This window comes from Blastococcus saxobsidens DD2 (genome assembly GCF_000284015.1).
Taxonomy (GTDB): Bacteria; Actinomycetota; Actinomycetes; order Mycobacteriales; family Geodermatophilaceae; genus Blastococcus; species Blastococcus saxobsidens_A.
On record NC_016943.1, the window covers coordinates 798,718 to 813,762 of the forward strand.

At 72.3% G+C, this 15,045-nt stretch carries 15 protein-coding genes; 1 reads left to right on the plus strand and 14 read right to left on the minus strand.

Annotation, left to right across the window (positions count from 1 at the left end; all coding sequences use genetic code 11):
- Window positions 1-4: 4 nt before the first annotated feature.
- The 3 genes from BLASA_RS03755 to flhA are packed head-to-tail and all read right to left on the minus strand — an operon-like array spanning window position 5 to window position 5,194.
- Entirely contained in the window at window positions 5-241 is a 237-nt protein-coding gene (locus BLASA_RS03755; RefSeq protein ID WP_014374679.1) for a hypothetical protein, read from the minus strand.
- Window positions 238-3,168, minus strand: a complete 2,931-nt coding sequence (locus BLASA_RS24505; RefSeq protein ID WP_014374680.1) for a hypothetical protein — start codon at window positions 3,166-3,168, stop codon at window positions 238-240. Before BLASA_RS24505 ends, BLASA_RS03755 begins: the two co-directional genes overlap by 4 nt.
- On the minus strand, window positions 3,149-5,194 hold the full coding sequence (flhA, locus tag BLASA_RS03765; protein ID WP_014374681.1) for a flagellar biosynthesis protein FlhA: 2,046 nt from the start codon (window positions 5,192-5,194) through the stop codon (window positions 3,149-3,151). The genes BLASA_RS24505 and flhA overlap by 20 nt, the downstream gene beginning before the upstream one ends.
- Window positions 5,195-5,556: 362 nt before the next feature.
- On the opposite strand from flhA, the gene BLASA_RS03770 reads away from it, so the two are divergent.
- Window positions 5,557-6,828, plus strand: coding sequence for an IS110 family transposase (locus tag BLASA_RS03770; protein WP_014374682.1), 1,272 nt, complete (start codon window positions 5,557-5,559; stop codon window positions 6,826-6,828).
- A 129-nt stretch (window positions 6,829-6,957) separates the two neighbouring features.
- On the opposite strand, the gene BLASA_RS03775 is transcribed toward BLASA_RS03770, so the two are convergent.
- From BLASA_RS03775 to BLASA_RS03825, 11 genes are all read right to left on the minus strand, one after another.
- Window positions 6,958-8,106: an EscU/YscU/HrcU family type III secretion system export apparatus switch protein gene (locus BLASA_RS03775; protein WP_014374683.1), complete on the minus strand. Its 1,149-nt coding sequence runs from the start codon at window positions 8,104-8,106 to the stop codon at window positions 6,958-6,960.
- Between the two features lie 22 nt (window positions 8,107-8,128).
- Entirely contained in the window at window positions 8,129-8,893 is a 765-nt protein-coding gene (gene fliR, locus BLASA_RS03780; RefSeq protein WP_014374684.1) for a flagellar biosynthetic protein FliR, read from the minus strand.
- 5 nt (window positions 8,894-8,898) lie between these two features.
- Complete coding sequence (gene fliQ, locus BLASA_RS03785; protein WP_014374685.1) at window positions 8,899-9,174, minus strand: flagellar biosynthesis protein FliQ; 276 nt, start codon at window positions 9,172-9,174, stop codon at window positions 8,899-8,901.
- Between the two features lie 2 nt (window positions 9,175-9,176).
- Window positions 9,177-10,007: a flagellar type III secretion system pore protein FliP gene (gene fliP / locus BLASA_RS03790; protein ID WP_014374686.1), complete on the minus strand. Its 831-nt coding sequence runs from the start codon at window positions 10,005-10,007 to the stop codon at window positions 9,177-9,179.
- A complete protein-coding gene (locus tag BLASA_RS03795; protein ID WP_014374687.1) occupies window positions 10,004-10,435 on the minus strand; it encodes a FliO/MopB family protein in 432 nt (143 codons plus the stop codon). The genes fliP and BLASA_RS03795 overlap by 4 nt, the downstream gene beginning before the upstream one ends.
- Before the next feature lie 238 nt (window positions 10,436-10,673).
- Entirely contained in the window at window positions 10,674-11,414 is a 741-nt protein-coding gene (fliN, locus tag BLASA_RS03800; RefSeq protein WP_014374688.1) for a flagellar motor switch protein FliN, read from the minus strand.
- Complete coding sequence (locus tag BLASA_RS03805) at window positions 11,411-12,406, minus strand: flagellar motor switch protein FliM (RefSeq protein ID WP_014374689.1); 996 nt, start codon at window positions 12,404-12,406, stop codon at window positions 11,411-11,413. The genes fliN and BLASA_RS03805 overlap by 4 nt, the downstream gene beginning before the upstream one ends.
- A 160-nt stretch (window positions 12,407-12,566) precedes the next feature.
- Complete coding sequence (locus BLASA_RS03810; protein ID WP_014374690.1) at window positions 12,567-13,052, minus strand: flagellar basal body-associated FliL family protein; 486 nt, start codon at window positions 13,050-13,052, stop codon at window positions 12,567-12,569.
- Window positions 13,049-13,948: an OmpA/MotB family protein gene (locus tag BLASA_RS03815; RefSeq protein WP_014374691.1), complete on the minus strand. Its 900-nt coding sequence runs from the start codon at window positions 13,946-13,948 to the stop codon at window positions 13,049-13,051. The genes BLASA_RS03810 and BLASA_RS03815 overlap by 4 nt, the downstream gene beginning before the upstream one ends.
- A 28-nt stretch (window positions 13,949-13,976) precedes the next feature.
- Window positions 13,977-14,747 carry a motility protein A gene (locus BLASA_RS03820; RefSeq protein ID WP_041775587.1) on the minus strand — a complete coding sequence of 257 codons (771 nt, stop codon included), beginning with the start codon at window positions 14,745-14,747 and terminating at the stop codon, window positions 13,977-13,979.
- 3 nt (window positions 14,748-14,750) lie between these two features.
- Window positions 14,751-15,032: a flagellar FlbD family protein gene (locus tag BLASA_RS03825; protein WP_014374693.1), complete on the minus strand. Its 282-nt coding sequence runs from the start codon at window positions 15,030-15,032 to the stop codon at window positions 14,751-14,753.
- Between the last annotated feature and the right edge of the window lie 13 nt (window positions 15,033-15,045).

Here is a 15,045-nt window from a genome sequence, read left to right on the forward strand (position 1 = left end):
TGCGTCAGGCGTCGTCGGCCTGCGCGTCCACGCGGGGGCGCCCGCGCCCGCGCTTGGGCGCCGGTTTCGGCGGCGTCGCCACGGCACGCAGCAACGCGACCACCGCCCAGCCCGCCGCCAGGCACCACGGCAGCCGGCTGACCACCTCCTCGGTGGTGAAGTCACCCCGGAGTCCGAGCGCGAGCACCGGTACGGCCAGCACGAAGCCGACCAGCAGCACGTCCCAGCGGAACGGGCTCATGCCTGCGGGCTGTCCAGGCGCTCACAGAGCAGCGACGCCCAGCGGTGCGGAGTCGCGCGGACCCCGTCGAGGAGGGCCACGGGGACGGTGAGCCGCTGCAGCACGGCGGCCGGGTCGGTGCTCAGGTCGGTGTCCTGGACGGCGAGGGCGTCGACCCGGGCGAGCCCCTCGAGCCACAGCTCGACGTCCTCGGGCTTGCGGGTCGCCTCGACGACGGCCCAGACCGCCACCGGCGACCAGATGGCCAGCATCTGGGCCATCCAGTAGACGTCACTGCGCAGCGGCGCGTCGACGGCGACGATCGTGACCGTGCCGGCGCCGGCCGCCTCCTGACGACGGTCGATCGCGGCGTCGATGGTGGTCATGCGGCTGCCCTTGGGAGCCAGCCCGGCCAGGTCGCCGCGGGTCGCCCACTGCACCCGCTCGGGGTCCAGTCGCAGCGAGGCGGCCAGCGCGCGGGCGGCACGCAGGGTCTCGACACCCGGCCCGACGATGAACAGGACGTCACCGGCGCCGCTGGGCATCGAAGGCGCCTCGGGCAGCCGGGCGGCCAGCGCAGCGGTGAGCGCCGCGTAGGTGCCCTCCGCGGCGATCCGCTCTGCAGCGTCCTCGCCGAGCAGGTCCCGCGGCACGCCGAGCTCGACGAGCCGGGTGACGACGTCCCCGGGCGTCGCCGGAGCGGCCGGGGCGGCCGGGGCGGGAGCCGCTGGTGCGGTGGCCACCGGCTCCTCGGCGGGGAGGTCCTCCAGCTCGGGGAACTCCTCGCCGGCCATGAGCGGGCCCACCGGCAGGCGGGTGACGGTCGCCAGCGTGCGAATGACCGGCGCCACGGCCTCCGGCGCCGGGGTCTCCGGCGTCGGATCGGGCGCGATCGCGGTGCCCTGGACGGTGTCCTTGGGCGCCGCAGGAGCACTGCTCCGCGACGACGGGACCGCCGGGCGGGTCGGGGACGGCGGCACCGGGGGCAGCCCACGGCCGTGGGACCCGGCGAGCGAGGGGAGCAGGGAGATGCGGGGCATGACCGTCGTCGCGTCGAGCGACATGCTCATCGGAGCCGGGTCGCTCGCGGTCCGGGCGAGCATGGGGGCCATCTCGCTGACCTCGGCGGCGACCTCGGCCACCACCTCGGCGGCGACCTCGGCCACCACCTCGTCCACCACCTCGGCGGCGACCTCGGCCGCCTCCTCGGCGACGTCCTGCGGCGCGACCGCCGGGCTGGGCTCCGCCGAGTCCTCGACGAGGGGCGCCGGGGACTCGGCCGGGGCCGGCGTCTGGGCGACGGGCGGGGCCTGGCCGACCAGCTCCTCGTCGGCGGGGGATGCGAACAGCTCCGGCAGGGCCGGCCGGGACAGGTGGCTCTGCACGGCCTCGGCCCAGATCGGGGCGTCCACCGCGGGCTCCAGCCCGGCGTCGGCGGTGGCCGGCTCGCCCCACAGCGGGGACTGCGTGACGGGGGTGAGCCATCCCGGGTCGGCATCGCCGGCGGGCGCATCGAACAGGGGGTAGGCGGGTGCCGTGACCGTGCTGACGAGCGGCTCCGGCTCCGCGGCGGCCACCGGGGTGGCCCAGACGTCGGCTGCGGCCGGCTCGGCGGCGGCCGGCTCGGCTGCGGCCGGCTCGGCGGCGAAGGACTCGACGGAGAAGTGCTGGGCGGCGTAGGGCTCGGCCGAGAAGGGCGCGGCGGAGAGCGGCTCGGCGGCCGGCACGAAGTCGGCGGCCGGCTCAGGCGCCGGCAGGAACTCGGCGACCGGCTCGATGACCGGCTCGACGGCCGGCTCGGTCAGCGCCTGCTGCGGGGAGTCCCCGGCGAGCATCTTCCGGAGGATCCCGGCCAGCGCCTCGTCGGAGTGTCCCTGGGCGAGGGCCACCCGCAGCGCCTCGGCCACCTCCTCCTGCCGGGTGGACGGTGCGGGTGCGGTCACCTCGCTGATGTCGGCCCAGGTGGGCAGCGCCGAGCCGTGGCTCGTCGTCGTGGAGGGCGGCGTGGTGGCCTGATCTCTCACCGGGGTTTCCTCCTGGTGCACGGCCTTCGACCGCATGGACGGATCTGCTGAACGGATGGCCGCGGCCAGGGACGGCCGGCGGGCCGGCCCGTCCGGCACCTCGGCGGTGGACTTCACGGCGGCCCGTTCCGCGCGCAGCGGCTGCGCGGGCTCCACCGGCTCCTCGAGCGCCTCGGCGACGGCCTGGCGCACCTCGCGGTCGCTGGACACCATGCGGGCCAGTGCCGCGGTGAAGGGTGAGGGGGCGGTAGCCGGTGCCTCACCGCGGGCGCCCGACGGCGGGGGCGCGACGGCCGGGGCCTGGTCGGCCCGGGACGCCGCACGCGGCGCCTCCCGGGTGGCCTTGGGGAAGACCGCGCGCGGGAAGGAGCCGCGGTCGTCGGACCCGGCTGCCGGCGTCGAGGGGGCGACGGTCGGCGCGGTGGTGCGCGGGGTGGCGGCCGGAGTGGCGCCGAGCAGGCCGGCGAGTTCGTCGAGCCGGTCGTCGTCCACGGCGGGTCGGGCCGCGGCCGGACGGGCCGGTGCCGTGCGCGCCGGGACGTCCCACGCGGCCGGGTTGGGACCGGGATCGCCGGAGGAGGGAGCTGCCGAGCCGGCCTGGGCGGCCTCGGCCGCCCAGGCCGCCGCGCCGTTGCGGGCCGGTGCCGCGCTCCGGGCGCGGGCGGGCGACGCCGACGCCAGCGGGGAGTCGTAGGACGACGCCGGGGTGGCCGGTCCCTGGTCGGACGCCCGGGCCGGGACGCCGGGCCGGACGAACTGGTCGGGCGCCACCTCGGCGATGTACCGCTCGGTCGCGAAGAAGCCGAGCACGCCGCCCGAGCGGACCCGGCGCACACCGACGACCCGCGCGTGCGGACCGAACTGCTCGCGGGCGGCGGCGATCGCGTCGTCGCGCGTGGCGGCCTCAACGGATCGCAACGGCACCGCTCACCACTCCCAGCGACTCGATCTGTGCTGTCCGGGACACCTCCGAGTAGGAGATGACCGGAAGCCGGGGCAGGATCTGGCGCATCAGGCGCGCGAGGGCGGTGCGGACCTGAGGGGAGCAGACGAGGACCGGGGACAGCCCCGAGCGCTCGGCCTCCTCGAGCATCCCGCTGCAGCCGTGCACGAGGGCGTCGACGGCCCCGGCGTCGAGCGCCAGGACGGCGCCGAGCTCGGTCTGGCGGACGGCCTCCAGCAACCGCTGCTCGAAGCCCGGCTCGAGGGTGAACACGTGCAGCCGCTCGTCCGGCGTGACGTAGGGCTGGCTGATCGCCGAGCCGAGCGCCGTGCGGGCCGCCTCGACGAGTCCGTCGAGGTCGCTCGAGTGCTTCGCACGGACAGAGAGTGCCTCGAAGATGCGGACGAGGTCGCGGATCGACACACCCTCGGCGAGCAACGCGTGCAACACGCGTTGCACCTCTCCCAGGGTGAGCAGGGTGGGTGTCAGTTCCTCGACGACGACGGGGTGCGAGCGGCGCACCATCTCCACGAGGAGCCGGACGTCCTCCCGGCCGAGGAGCTCGGCGGCGTTCTGCCGGACGACCTCGGCCAGGTGGGTGGTGATGACCGACGAGCGGTCGACGACGGTGGCGCCGGCCATCTCGGCGGCGCGCTGCAGCTCGGCGGGCACCCACTTGGCGGCGAGGCCGAAGACGGGCTCACGGGTGGGCTTGCCGGGCAGCCCGTCGAGAGCGTCGCCGATGGCGAGGACGGTGCCGGCGGGGGAGCTTCCCTTCGCGACCGGGACGCCGTTGAGCCAGATGACGTACTGGGACGAGGGCAGGTCCAGGTTGTCGCGGGTGCGGACCAGCGGGATGACCAGACCGGTCTCCATGGCGACCTTCCGGCGCAGCGCCTTGACCCGGTCCAGCAGGTCGCCGCCCCGCGCGGCGTCGACGAGGTCGACCAGGTCGAAGGCGACCTCGAGCTCGAGCGGGTCGACCCGCATTTTCTCCGCGATGGCCTCGGGGGAGTCGGGGGCGGGTTCCAGCTCGGCCGCCGCGGCCGCGGCCTCGGCGTCCTCGTCGACCTCCGGCTCGTCGGTCATCCGGGTGGAGAGGAACAGGAAGAGCCCGCCGACGAGCAGGAAGGGCAGCTTCGGCAGCCCGGGGATCAGGCACAGGGCCAGGGCGGCGCCGCCGGCGATGCGCACCGGCTGCTGGAACCGGCCGAGCTGGGCGAGCAGGTCGGTGCCCATGTCGCCCTCGGTGGCCGACCGGGTCACGATGATGCCGGTCGCGGTGGACATCAGCAGCGCCGGGATCATCGACACCAGGCCGTCGCCGACCGTCAGCAGCGAGTACGTGCTGACCGCCTCGGCCGGGGCCAGGCCGCGCTGCATCATCCCGATCGCGAAGCCGCCGATCAGGTTCACCAGCGTCACGATGATGCCGGCGATCGCGTCGCCCTTGACGAACTTCGACGCACCGTCCATCGAGCCGTAGAAGTCGGCCTCGGCGGTGACCTCGTGGCGGCGCCTGCGCGCCTGCGCCTCGTTGATCAGGCCGGCGTTCAGGTCGGCGTCGATGGCCATCTGCTTGCCGGGCATGGCGTCGAGGGTGAAGCGGGCGCCGACCTCGGCCACCCGGCCGGCACCGTTGGTGATCACGACGAACTGCACGATCGTGAGGATCAGGAAGATCACCAGGCCCACGACCAGCGAGCCGCCGATGACGATGTGGCCGAAGGCCTCGATCACCTTCCCGGCGTAGCCGTCGGTGAGCACCAGCCGGGTCGACGAGACGTTCAGGGCCAGCCGGAACAGCGTCGCGATGAGCAACAGCGACGGAAAGACCGCGAAGTCCAGCGGCTTCCGGATCTGCATCGCGACCAGGAGGATCAGCAGCGAGACGGCGAGATTCAGCCCGATCAGCAGGTCCATCATCGCCGCCGGCAGCGGCACCACCAGCATGAGCACGATGGCGACGACGCCGATCGGGACGGCGGCCTTGCCGAGGGCCTTCACTGGGCCCCTCCGGACGCGGACGACGGACGCTGGCTCACCCCTCCCTCATCGGCAGCCCGGTGCGCGGCCGGTACCGGGGCGGCCCGCCGCCGTCCTGGCCCACCATCAGGGGTCCTGGCTCACGGTCGGCGCTGAGCCAGCATCCTTGGCCTTGGCGGCCGCGCGTTCCGCGCTGAAAATGTGTGTCGGGTCGCCCGCCGACGCCGGTTGTCCCTGATCGTGGGAGGTCGTGAGCCAGCAGGGTGCCGAGGGCTGCGCCGTGGGCGCTTCCTTGTCGCTTCGAGCACGCGGATCAGATTGCTCGTCCTGCCCAGCAGTCCTCGCGGGCGGCCCCCCGAGGGGTCGGTGAGAGCGAGGAGGTCATGGTGCTTCAGGAAGATCAACAGGTCGAGGAGATCGTCGCCCGGGTGGCGGCGCTGGATATCGGCAAGGCCGAGCTGGTGTGCTGTGTGCGGGTGCCGCATCCGACCCGGCCGGGCAAGCGGATGCAGGAGGTGGTCACCTATCGCACGATGACCCGCTCACTGCTGGTGATGGCCGACCGGCTGGCCGGGCTGGGCGTCAGCGAGGTGGTCATGGAGGCCACCAGCGACTACTGGAAGCCGCCGTACTACCTGCTCGAGGCCCGCGGATTGAACCCGAAGCTGGTCAACGCCCGCGACGTCAAGCACCTGCCCGGCCGGCCCAAGACCGACAAGCTGGACGCGGTGTGGCTGGCCAAGCTGGCCGAGCGCGGCATGCTGCGGCCCAGCTTCGTGCCTCCGCCGGAGATCCGCCGGCTGCGCGATGTCACCCGCTACCGCGCCGATCTGGTCGAGGTGCGTACCGCGGAGAAGCAGCGGGTGGAGAAGCTGCTCGAAGACGCACAGATCAAGCTGTCGGTGGTGGCCAGCGACATCTTCGGCGCCTCCGGGCGGGACATGCTGGCCGCGCTGATCGCCGGCACCCGCGACCCCAAGGTGCTCGCCGCGCTGGCCCGGGGCCGGATGCGCGCCAAGCTCACCGACCTGGAAGAGGCGTTCACCGGCTACTTCACCGATCACCACGCCCGGCTGCTGACCACGATGCTGGCCCGCATCGACGGCCTCTCAGCCGACATCGCCGAGCTCGAGGTGATGATCGAGGAGATGGTCGCCCCTTTCACCGACGCGGTGGCGAAGCTCGATGAGATCCCCGGCATCGGCCGCGTCGCCGCCAGCGCAATCCTGGCCGAGATCGGCCTGGACATGAGTCGGTTCCCCACCGACGGGCACCTGTGCGCCTGGGCCCGCTTCGCCCCCGGCACCAAGGAATCGGCCGGCAAGAAGAAGGGCGCCGGCAGCACCGGCCACGGAAACCGCTACCTGGCCAAAGTCATCGGCGAGGCCGTCGCCGGCGCGGCGAAGACCGACACCTTCCTCGGCGAGCGATATCGCCGCCTGGCCCGCCGCCGCGGCGGGAAGAAGGCCATGGTCGCCGTCGGCCGCTCCATGCTGGTGATCATCTGGCATCTGCTGTCTGATCCCGACGCCCGATTCGTCGACCTCGGCTCGGACTTCCACGCCAAACGAACCGACCCCGACCGGCGACGCCGCGCTCACGTTCACCAGCTCGAAGCCCTCGGCTACACCGTCACCCTCACCCCAGCCGCCTAACCCCACAAGCGTTCGCCCGTCCCCGACTCGGCGCAGCCCCAAGGCCGAGCCGTCGGTTCCGTTCGCCCGTACCCCAGTCATTTTCGGGTCAGGACCCGGAATGACCAGGCGACCTGATCATCACGGGGTTCAGGCCGCGACGGACGGACGGCGCCGGCCGGCCTTGGGCAGGTCCGAGGTGTCGGGGGCCTCGAAGCCGGGGCGGTGGAAGCCGCCGCGCACCCCGCGCGCGCCGAGGTGCATGACGAAGGCCAGCACGCGGGCGACGGCGGTGAACAGCTGCGGAGGCACCTCCTGGCCGAGCTCGCAGGAGGCGTGCAGCGCCCGGGCGAGCGGGATGTCCTGGACCAGCGGCACGCGGGCCTCCGTCGCCCGCTCGCGCAGCTTCGCCGCCACCGCCCCGGCACCCTTGGCCACCACGCGGGGCGCGCCCTGGGCGGCGTCGTACTTCAGGGCGACCGCGACGTGGGTCGGGTTGACCAGCAGGACGTCGGCCTCGGCGACCTCGCTCATCATCCGGTTGCGGGACATCGCCAGCTGCACCCCCCGGCGGTGGGCCTTCATGTAGGGGTCGCCCTCGGCCTGCTTGTGCTCCTGGGTGATCTCGTACTTGCTCATCTTCAGCTGCTTCATCATCTTCGCCCGCACGACGACGTAGTCGGCGACGGCGAGGACCAGCCCGGTGACCGCGACGACGCGGAACATGAGGATGGCGGAGTCGGTGAAGGTCGCCGCGACCGCCGACAGCGGCAGCGCGCCCGCCGACGACACCAGCGCGTGCGCCCGGTCGCTGGTCACGATGACCACCGTGGCCAGGGCGGCCGTCTTGATCAGCGCCTTCGACGTCTCCCACAGGCCCTGGGTGCCGAACATGCGCTTCAGGCCCGGGAACGGGTTGAGCTTCTTCATCGTCGGTTTCATCGGCTTGGCGGTGACGTGCACCCCGCCCTGGGCGGCGGACGACGCCACGCCGACGAGCATCAGCGCGATCGCGGTCGGCAGCAGCGTGGTCAGGAACGTCATCAGCGCCGTTCCCACCAGTCGGGTGACGGCGGTGATCTCCGGATTCCGGGCCACCGTGGCCACGTGCACGAACAGCTCCTGGACCGCCTCGAAGGCGTTGCCCACCAGCATGGGCAGCAGGAAGCTGGCGGCGGCCACGCCCAGCCAGGTGCCCAGCTCCTGGGTCCGCGGGATCTGCCCGTCCTTGCGCGCCTTCTTCAGGCGCTGGGGAGTGGGCTTCTCGGTCTTCTCACCGCCCGGTCCGTCCTTGGCCATCAGGCCGCCGTCCGATCGGCCATCAGCCGCTGCGCAGCGAGATCATGGCCCGCACACCGTGCTCGAGCAGGCTGTCCAGGGCCGGCGGCAGCAGCGGGAAGGTGAGCCCGAGCATCGCCAGGGTCAGCATGATCTTCACCGGGAACCCGAGGGTGAAGACGTTGAGCGCGGGGGCGGCCCGGCTCAGCAGCGCCAGCGCGACGTCGGCCAGCAGGAGCACCGCCACCATGGGCCCGGCGATCTGCAGCGCCGCCAGGAACATCATGGAGAAGGCGGTGATCAGCACCGCCGCGAGCTGGTCGGTGGGGACGTCGCCGCCGACGGGTAGCCCCTCGTAGGAGGTGGCGAACCCCTTGACCATGAGCAGGTGCCCGCCGCTGGTGAACAGCAGCGTGCTGGCCAGCATGTAGTGCAGCTTGCCGAGCGAGCTGTTCTGGGTCATCGCCAACGGGTCGTAGCCGGGCTGCAACGAGAAGCCGCCGGCCACGTCGAGGATGTCGCCGGCCATCTGCACCGCGGTGAACAGCACCTGCACGACGAAGCCCAGGCCGGCGCCGATGATCACCTCGGTGATCGCGGTGACGAGCAAGAAGCCGGCCGTCGGCGTGGGCAGCGTCGGCGCGATCTGGGTCGACAGGAGCACCGCCAGTGCCAGCGCCAGAGCACCCTTGACCGCACCCGGGATGACCCGCGAGTTGAACGGCGGGGCGAGCAGGACGAAGCCGGCGGCCCGCGCCGTGCCGAGGAGCAGGGCGGCGAGCGTGACCGCCGGGACCGAGAGGTCCATGCCGGCTAGGTCCGGTCGAGCAGTGCCGGCAGCTGGTCGAACAAGCTGTGGGTGAAGCTGACCAGCTCGGACAGCACCCAGTTCCCGGTGACCAGCAGGGCGATCGCGACGGCGATCATCTTCGGGACGAAGGAGAGCGTGGCCTCCTGGATCTGGGTCGCCGCCTGGAACAGCGAGATCAGGAAGCCGACCAGCAGGGCGGTCAGCAGGATGGGGGCGGCGACCTTGGCGGCGACCATCATCGTGGCCGCGGCGATCTGTGTGACGTCGGCGTCGCTCATCGCTACCCCGTTCCCGCGTACGAACCCACCAGCGCGGTGGTGATCAACGCCCAGCCGTCGACGACGACGAAGAGCAGCAGCTTGAAGGGCAGCGACACGATGGTCGGCGGGACCATCATCATGCCGAGCGCCATGAGCGAGGCGCTGACGAGCATGTCGAGCACCAGGAACGGGATGAAGATGACCATCCCGATGATGAACGCGCTCTTCAGCTCCGACAGCACGAACGCCGGGATCAGCGTCGTCATGCTGACCGCGGCTGCGTCGGCGGGCGCCTCCTCGCCGGAGAGCCCGATCATCAGCTTCAGCTCGTCCTCGCGGGTGTTGGCGAGGAGGAATTCGCGCAGCGGCCCCACACCGGCGTCGTAGGCCTGGGAGACGCTCATCGCGCCGTCCATGTAGGGCTGGACGGCGAGCTCGTTGATGTCGGAGAAGACCGGCCCCATCACGAAGAGCGTGAGGAACAGGGCGATCCCGGTGAGCACCTGGTTAGGCGGCGACGTCGCCATGCCCAGCGCGTTCCGGGTGAGCCCGAGCACCACGATGATCTTGGTGAATGAGGTCGCGAGGAGCAGGACCGACGGCGCCACCGACAGCACCGTGATCGCCAGGATCAGGGTGATCGAGCTGCTCGGCGAGCCGTCCCCGATCGAGATGTCCACGTTGCCGTCGAGCACCGGCGCGGTCGGCGCGGTCGGTGCGACGGGGGCGGTCGGCACGGCCGACGCAGGGTCGGCCAGCAGGACCGCCACGACCGTGGCCAGCAGGGTCAGCAGCAGGACGACGGCGGCGCGGCCGGGCGTGCGCGGCAGCGGGCGGGGGATGGCCGTCATGACCGGCGGACCGTCCGCTCACGGAGCTCATCGACCAGGGTGCCCCAGCCCTGCCGGTCGAGCACGGTGCCGGCGAGCACGCCGTCACCGGAGCGGGCGGCCGGGATCGCCGGGATCGGGGGGTTCTCCTCGGCCGGCCCCTCGGCGGCACGCAGCCGCGCCGGGGCCCGGCCCTCGCCGAGTGCGGCGTCCACCGCGTCGCTGTCGACCTCCGCGAGCAGGGTGACCTGCTCCTCGGTGGCGCCGATGACCAGCACGAGGTCGGCGATCCGGACCACGTTCACCGAGCTGGTGCGGCCCATGCGCTGCCGGGCGACCACCTGGATGAGGCCGTTGCCCTGGCCGAGGCCCTTCTTCTTCGCCAGCCGGGTGGCGAACCACAGCACGCCGCCGATGAGCGCCAGCGACAGGAACAGCCGGATGACCATCCAGGTCACAGGGCCACCTCGCTGGCGCTCGGCAGCTCTGTGACCAGAGGTGCTCCGTACCTGCGTGAACTCGCGAGCTCGTTCACGGGGGCCACCTCGCTGGCGCTCGGCAGCTCTGTGACCAGAGGTGCTCCGTACCTGCGTGAACTCGCGAGCTCGTTCACGGGGGCCACCTCGCTGGCGGTCGGCAGCTCTGTGACCAGAGGTGCTCCGTACCTGCGTGAACTCGCGAGCTCGTTCACGACGCCGCCTGGCCCAGCTCGGCCGCGTCGGTGACGATCTCGCTGATCCGCAGCCCGAAGTCCTCGTCCACGACGACGACCTCGCCACGCGCGATCAGCGTGCCGTTGACCAGCAGGTCGGCCGGCGCGCTGGCCGCGCGATCGAGCTCCACGACCTCGCCGGGGTGCAGCGAGAGCAACTCCTGCACGGTCATCCGGGTCCGGCCGATCTCGACGGTGACCTCCATGGCCACGTGCCGGAGCAGCTCGAGGCTGCCGCGCTGGTTGCGGGTGGCGGGCAGGGTCACCTGCAGGGCGAAGGTCGCCTGGTGCTCGCCGTCGGCCAGCAGGGGGACGGCGACGAACATGCCCTTGTCGCGCAAACCGTCGAGAGCGGCCACCGGCTCCTCGGTGCGCTCGGACGCGACGCGCACCCGGCCCAGCGTCGCGGCGGCGGCCTCCAGGGCGGGGCGCAGCGCGGAGGCGACGTCCAGGTGACCGACGGGGGAGTTCTGCAGGGCGTCCACGACGTCACCGGACACGACCAGCACGACGTCCCCGGAGACCTCTCCGGACAGGCCGGCGGTCACCGCCACCGCGGCGGACGTGGGCAGCGGGACCGTGTCCGGGTCGCTCACCGGTGCACCCGCCGTCAGCACGGAGCTGGAGGGGACCAGGTTCGCGGCGGCGCGCGCGGCCGCGGCCACGACCTCCGTCACGGTCTGGGAGTCCTGCGAGTCGGTGCGGGGCGCGGTCATGCGGAGTCCTTCGCGGCGTGCGGAGCGTGCGGGGTGGGGACGATCGAGGCGGCCAGTCGGCGCCGGTGGTTGCTGGCGATCGCGTAGGCGAACGTCACGTCGTTGGTCGTGACCTCCAGCGGGCTGTCTCGGGCGTGCCGGAGCAGCAGGACGTCGTCGACGGCGAGGGAGAGCAGGTCGGAGGAGGAGACGGTGAGCGGCGCGAAGCGGACGCTCACGTCGACCGGCACCAGGTTCAGCCGTTCGATCAGCGCTTCACGGGCACGCTGACGCTTGAGCCGTGCGGACTCCGACAGCTGGGGGGAGGCCGCGTTGTTCAGGGCCTGGGCGAAGGAGGAGAACGGCAGCACGACCGTCGCCTCGCCCTCCCGGCTGCCGACGGCCATCGCGAAGCTGGCCACCATGACGGTGTCCGAGCCGGCGGCGGCCTGGGCGAGCTGGGGGTTGTACTCCCGCCCGATGAGCACCGGCTGGATCTCGGTCACCGAGGACAGCGAGGTGGCGAACTCGCCGAGCAGCCGCTCCAGCAGGTGGTTGGTGATGGTGGTCTCCATCGCCGTCATCGGCCGGTTCGGCTGGTTCGCGACGCCCGAGCCGCCCAGCATGTGGTCGACCATCGCCATCGCGATGTCGAGCGGGAAGGCGAGCAGCCCCTTGCCGACGAGCGGCTCCATGGAGAACGTCGAGATGAACGAGGGGTTCGGCAGCGTCCCGATGTAGTCGTCGTAGGAGAACTGCTCGATGCCGTCCAGTTCCAGCCGGGCGCCGGCGCGCAGGAACGTCGTGAGGATGGTCGTCGCCTGACGGGCGAACGCCTCCTGGGCGATCTGCATGACCCGGACGTGCTCGCGGGAGAGCTTCGTCGGGCGGCGGAAGTCGTAGGTCCGTGGCTCTCCGCGCCGACTGCGGAGGCTGTGGCCGGCGGGGGCGGGAGGAGCGGCGGCCGGGGCCGGCGCGGCGGCCGGGGCCGGTCCGGTCTCGGGGGTGGTCACGCAACCCCTCATCGGCGGGGAGCGGGGGCACCCTGACCGGTGCCCGCGATGCCGCCGGCCGGGTGGGAAGCGTGGGGCCGGTGGAGCCGGGTGGTGCGGATGTGACGCAGCGGGGCACCCTCCGTGCTCGGAGGGTGCCCCGCCGTGGTCCCTGCGGTCGCTACTGCGTGACGTACTCGGTGTAGTAGATGCCCATGACGGTCGTGACGCCGTCGTGGTCGGTGTAGGCCTCGATGATCTTCTGCTCGAGCGCCTCCTTGAGCGCTTCCCGGGCACCGACGACGTCGGCCGGCTGGGCCTGGGAGAAGGTCGAGATGATCAGGTCGGTGGCCTTGGAGCCGTCCGGCCCGCCGCCTCCGTGACCGCCGCCGGCGGCACCCTCCTCGGTGAGCTCGAGGGCGACGCCGATCTTCAGGTAGCCGCCGCCCGCCAGGTTGACCGCCACCGGGCTGAGCGGGACGAATGTGTCGCTGGACACTAGCTCGGCCTCGGCCTCGGCCTTCCCGGCGCCGGCGAACAGGAAGAAGTAGGCGGCGCCGGCTCCGGCCAGCAGAGCGACGGCCATCAGCATGACGAGCTTCTTCGTCCCGCCCTTGCCGTCGGTCTCCTCGCCGTCGGCGGGGGCGTTCTTGTCCTTCTTGCTCATTCGGTCACTCCCTGGTGGGCGGCGTCGATCCCCGGCAGCAGCGCGTTGGCCTCTGCCGAGGCGGTGGACAGGACGACGATGTCGACCCGGCGGTTCACCGAGATCGCATCGGGGTCGGACTCGGGCACCAGCGGCCGGGTCGACGAGTGGCCGTTGGCCGACATGCGGGGCTGCGGGACGCCCCGGCCGCCCAGATGACGGACGACGGTCGTGGCGCGGTAGGCCGAGAGCTCCCAGTTCGACGGCCACATCCCGCCGGGGGTCACCGGCAGGTGGTTGGCGTGCCCCTCGATGCCCAGCTGGTTGGGCAGCCCGGTCAACGTGGGGGCGATGGCGTCGAGGATGGCGGCGCCCTCGGGCCGGAGGACGGCGCGTTCGGCGTCGAAGAGCACCTGGTCGGCCACGATGTGCACGACCAGCCCGCGCTCGTCGATCTCGTAGCGCGCCGCGCCGGCGTGGCCGGCGGCCGCCAGGGCCTCCTGGATCGCCTCCCGGGCAGCCGCCAGGTCGTCGTAGGCCTGCCGCGCCTCGGCGGCGATGCGCTCGGCGCGTTCGATCGCGGCCTGGGCCGCAGCCTGCTCGACCTGCGCCTGCTGGACGCTGGGGTCCGGCGGGATCGCCGACGCGATGTCGATGACCCCGGGCAGCCCGTCGAGCACCGAGCCCTCGGGGGTTGCCGCCGGCGTCACCGAGATCGGCCCGCCGAAGCTCGCGGCCAGCCCCTTGGCCAGGGCCGCGAACTTGTCCTTGTCGACCTGGCTCATCGCGAAGAGCACCACGAACAGCACGAACAGCAGCGTCATCATGTCCGCGTAGGACACCATCCACCGCTCATGGTTCTCGTGCTCCTCCTCCTCGTGCTTCTTCGCCTTGCGGCGGCCGTGCCCGGTGCTCACGGCGCACCCCCGGCGGCCGTGGGCGTGGTCACGCCGCCTCCTTGGCGATGGAGCCCGGAGGCACCAGGGAGGTCAGCTTGAGCCGGACGGCGCGCGGGCTGGTGCCGGCCTGGATCTCGGTGATGCCCTCGACGAGCAGCTCCATCTGGGCGGCCTGCAGCTCGCTGACCCGCAGGATCTTGGCTCCCATGGGGAGGAACCAGAAGTTCGCGGCCATGACGCCCCACAGGGTGGCGACGAACGCCGCGGCGATCATCGGGCCCAGCGCCTCGGGGTTGCTCAGGTTCCCCATGACGTTCATCAGGCCGACGATGCAGCCGACGATGCCGATGGTCGGGGCGTAGCCGCCCATCGTGTTCATGAACTTGGCGGCGACCTTGTCCTCCGACTTCTTGGCCGCGATCTCGCTCTCCAGGACCGCGCGCAGCTCCTCGGGGTCGGTGCCGTCGATGCCCATCTGCAGGCCGCGCCGCAGGAACGGGTCCTCGATCGCCTTGACCTGCGCCTCCAGCGCGAGCAGGCCCTCCTTGCGGGCCTTCTCCGCGAGGGAGACCAGGGTCCGGATCTGGTCGGTCGGCGGCGGCACCTTGGCCGGCATCACCGCCATCGTGAACCAGCCGGGCATCTTCTTGAGGTCGTCCATGGTCTGCCCGGACATGGCCGCACCGAAGGTGGCGACGATGACCAGGATGATCGCCGGGAGGAAGAGCAGGGACGTCGGGTCGGCGCCCTCCATGACCATGAAGATCAGGAGGGCGACCATCGAGAGGATGAACCCCATGAGAGTGGCTGGATCCACGGGTCAGCGCTCCTCTCGGACCGGGAAGGGCACGACCGAGGAGTCGCGGGACGGCTTCTCGGGCGCGAACGAGCGGTAGGTGCCTCGGTCCATCTCGTAGGAGATGGCGAGGATGCCGGCGCGGTACTCGCGGATCTCCTGGAGGACCTCGTCCACGCTCTCCCGCACGACGTACTTGGTGCCGTCCACCAGGAAGGCCACCGTGTCCGGGTGGCCCTCGACCTTCTCGATCAGGTCGGGGTTGAGTGCGAACTGGTCGCCGTTCAGGCGCGTCACTCGGATCACGGGTCGGTCCTCT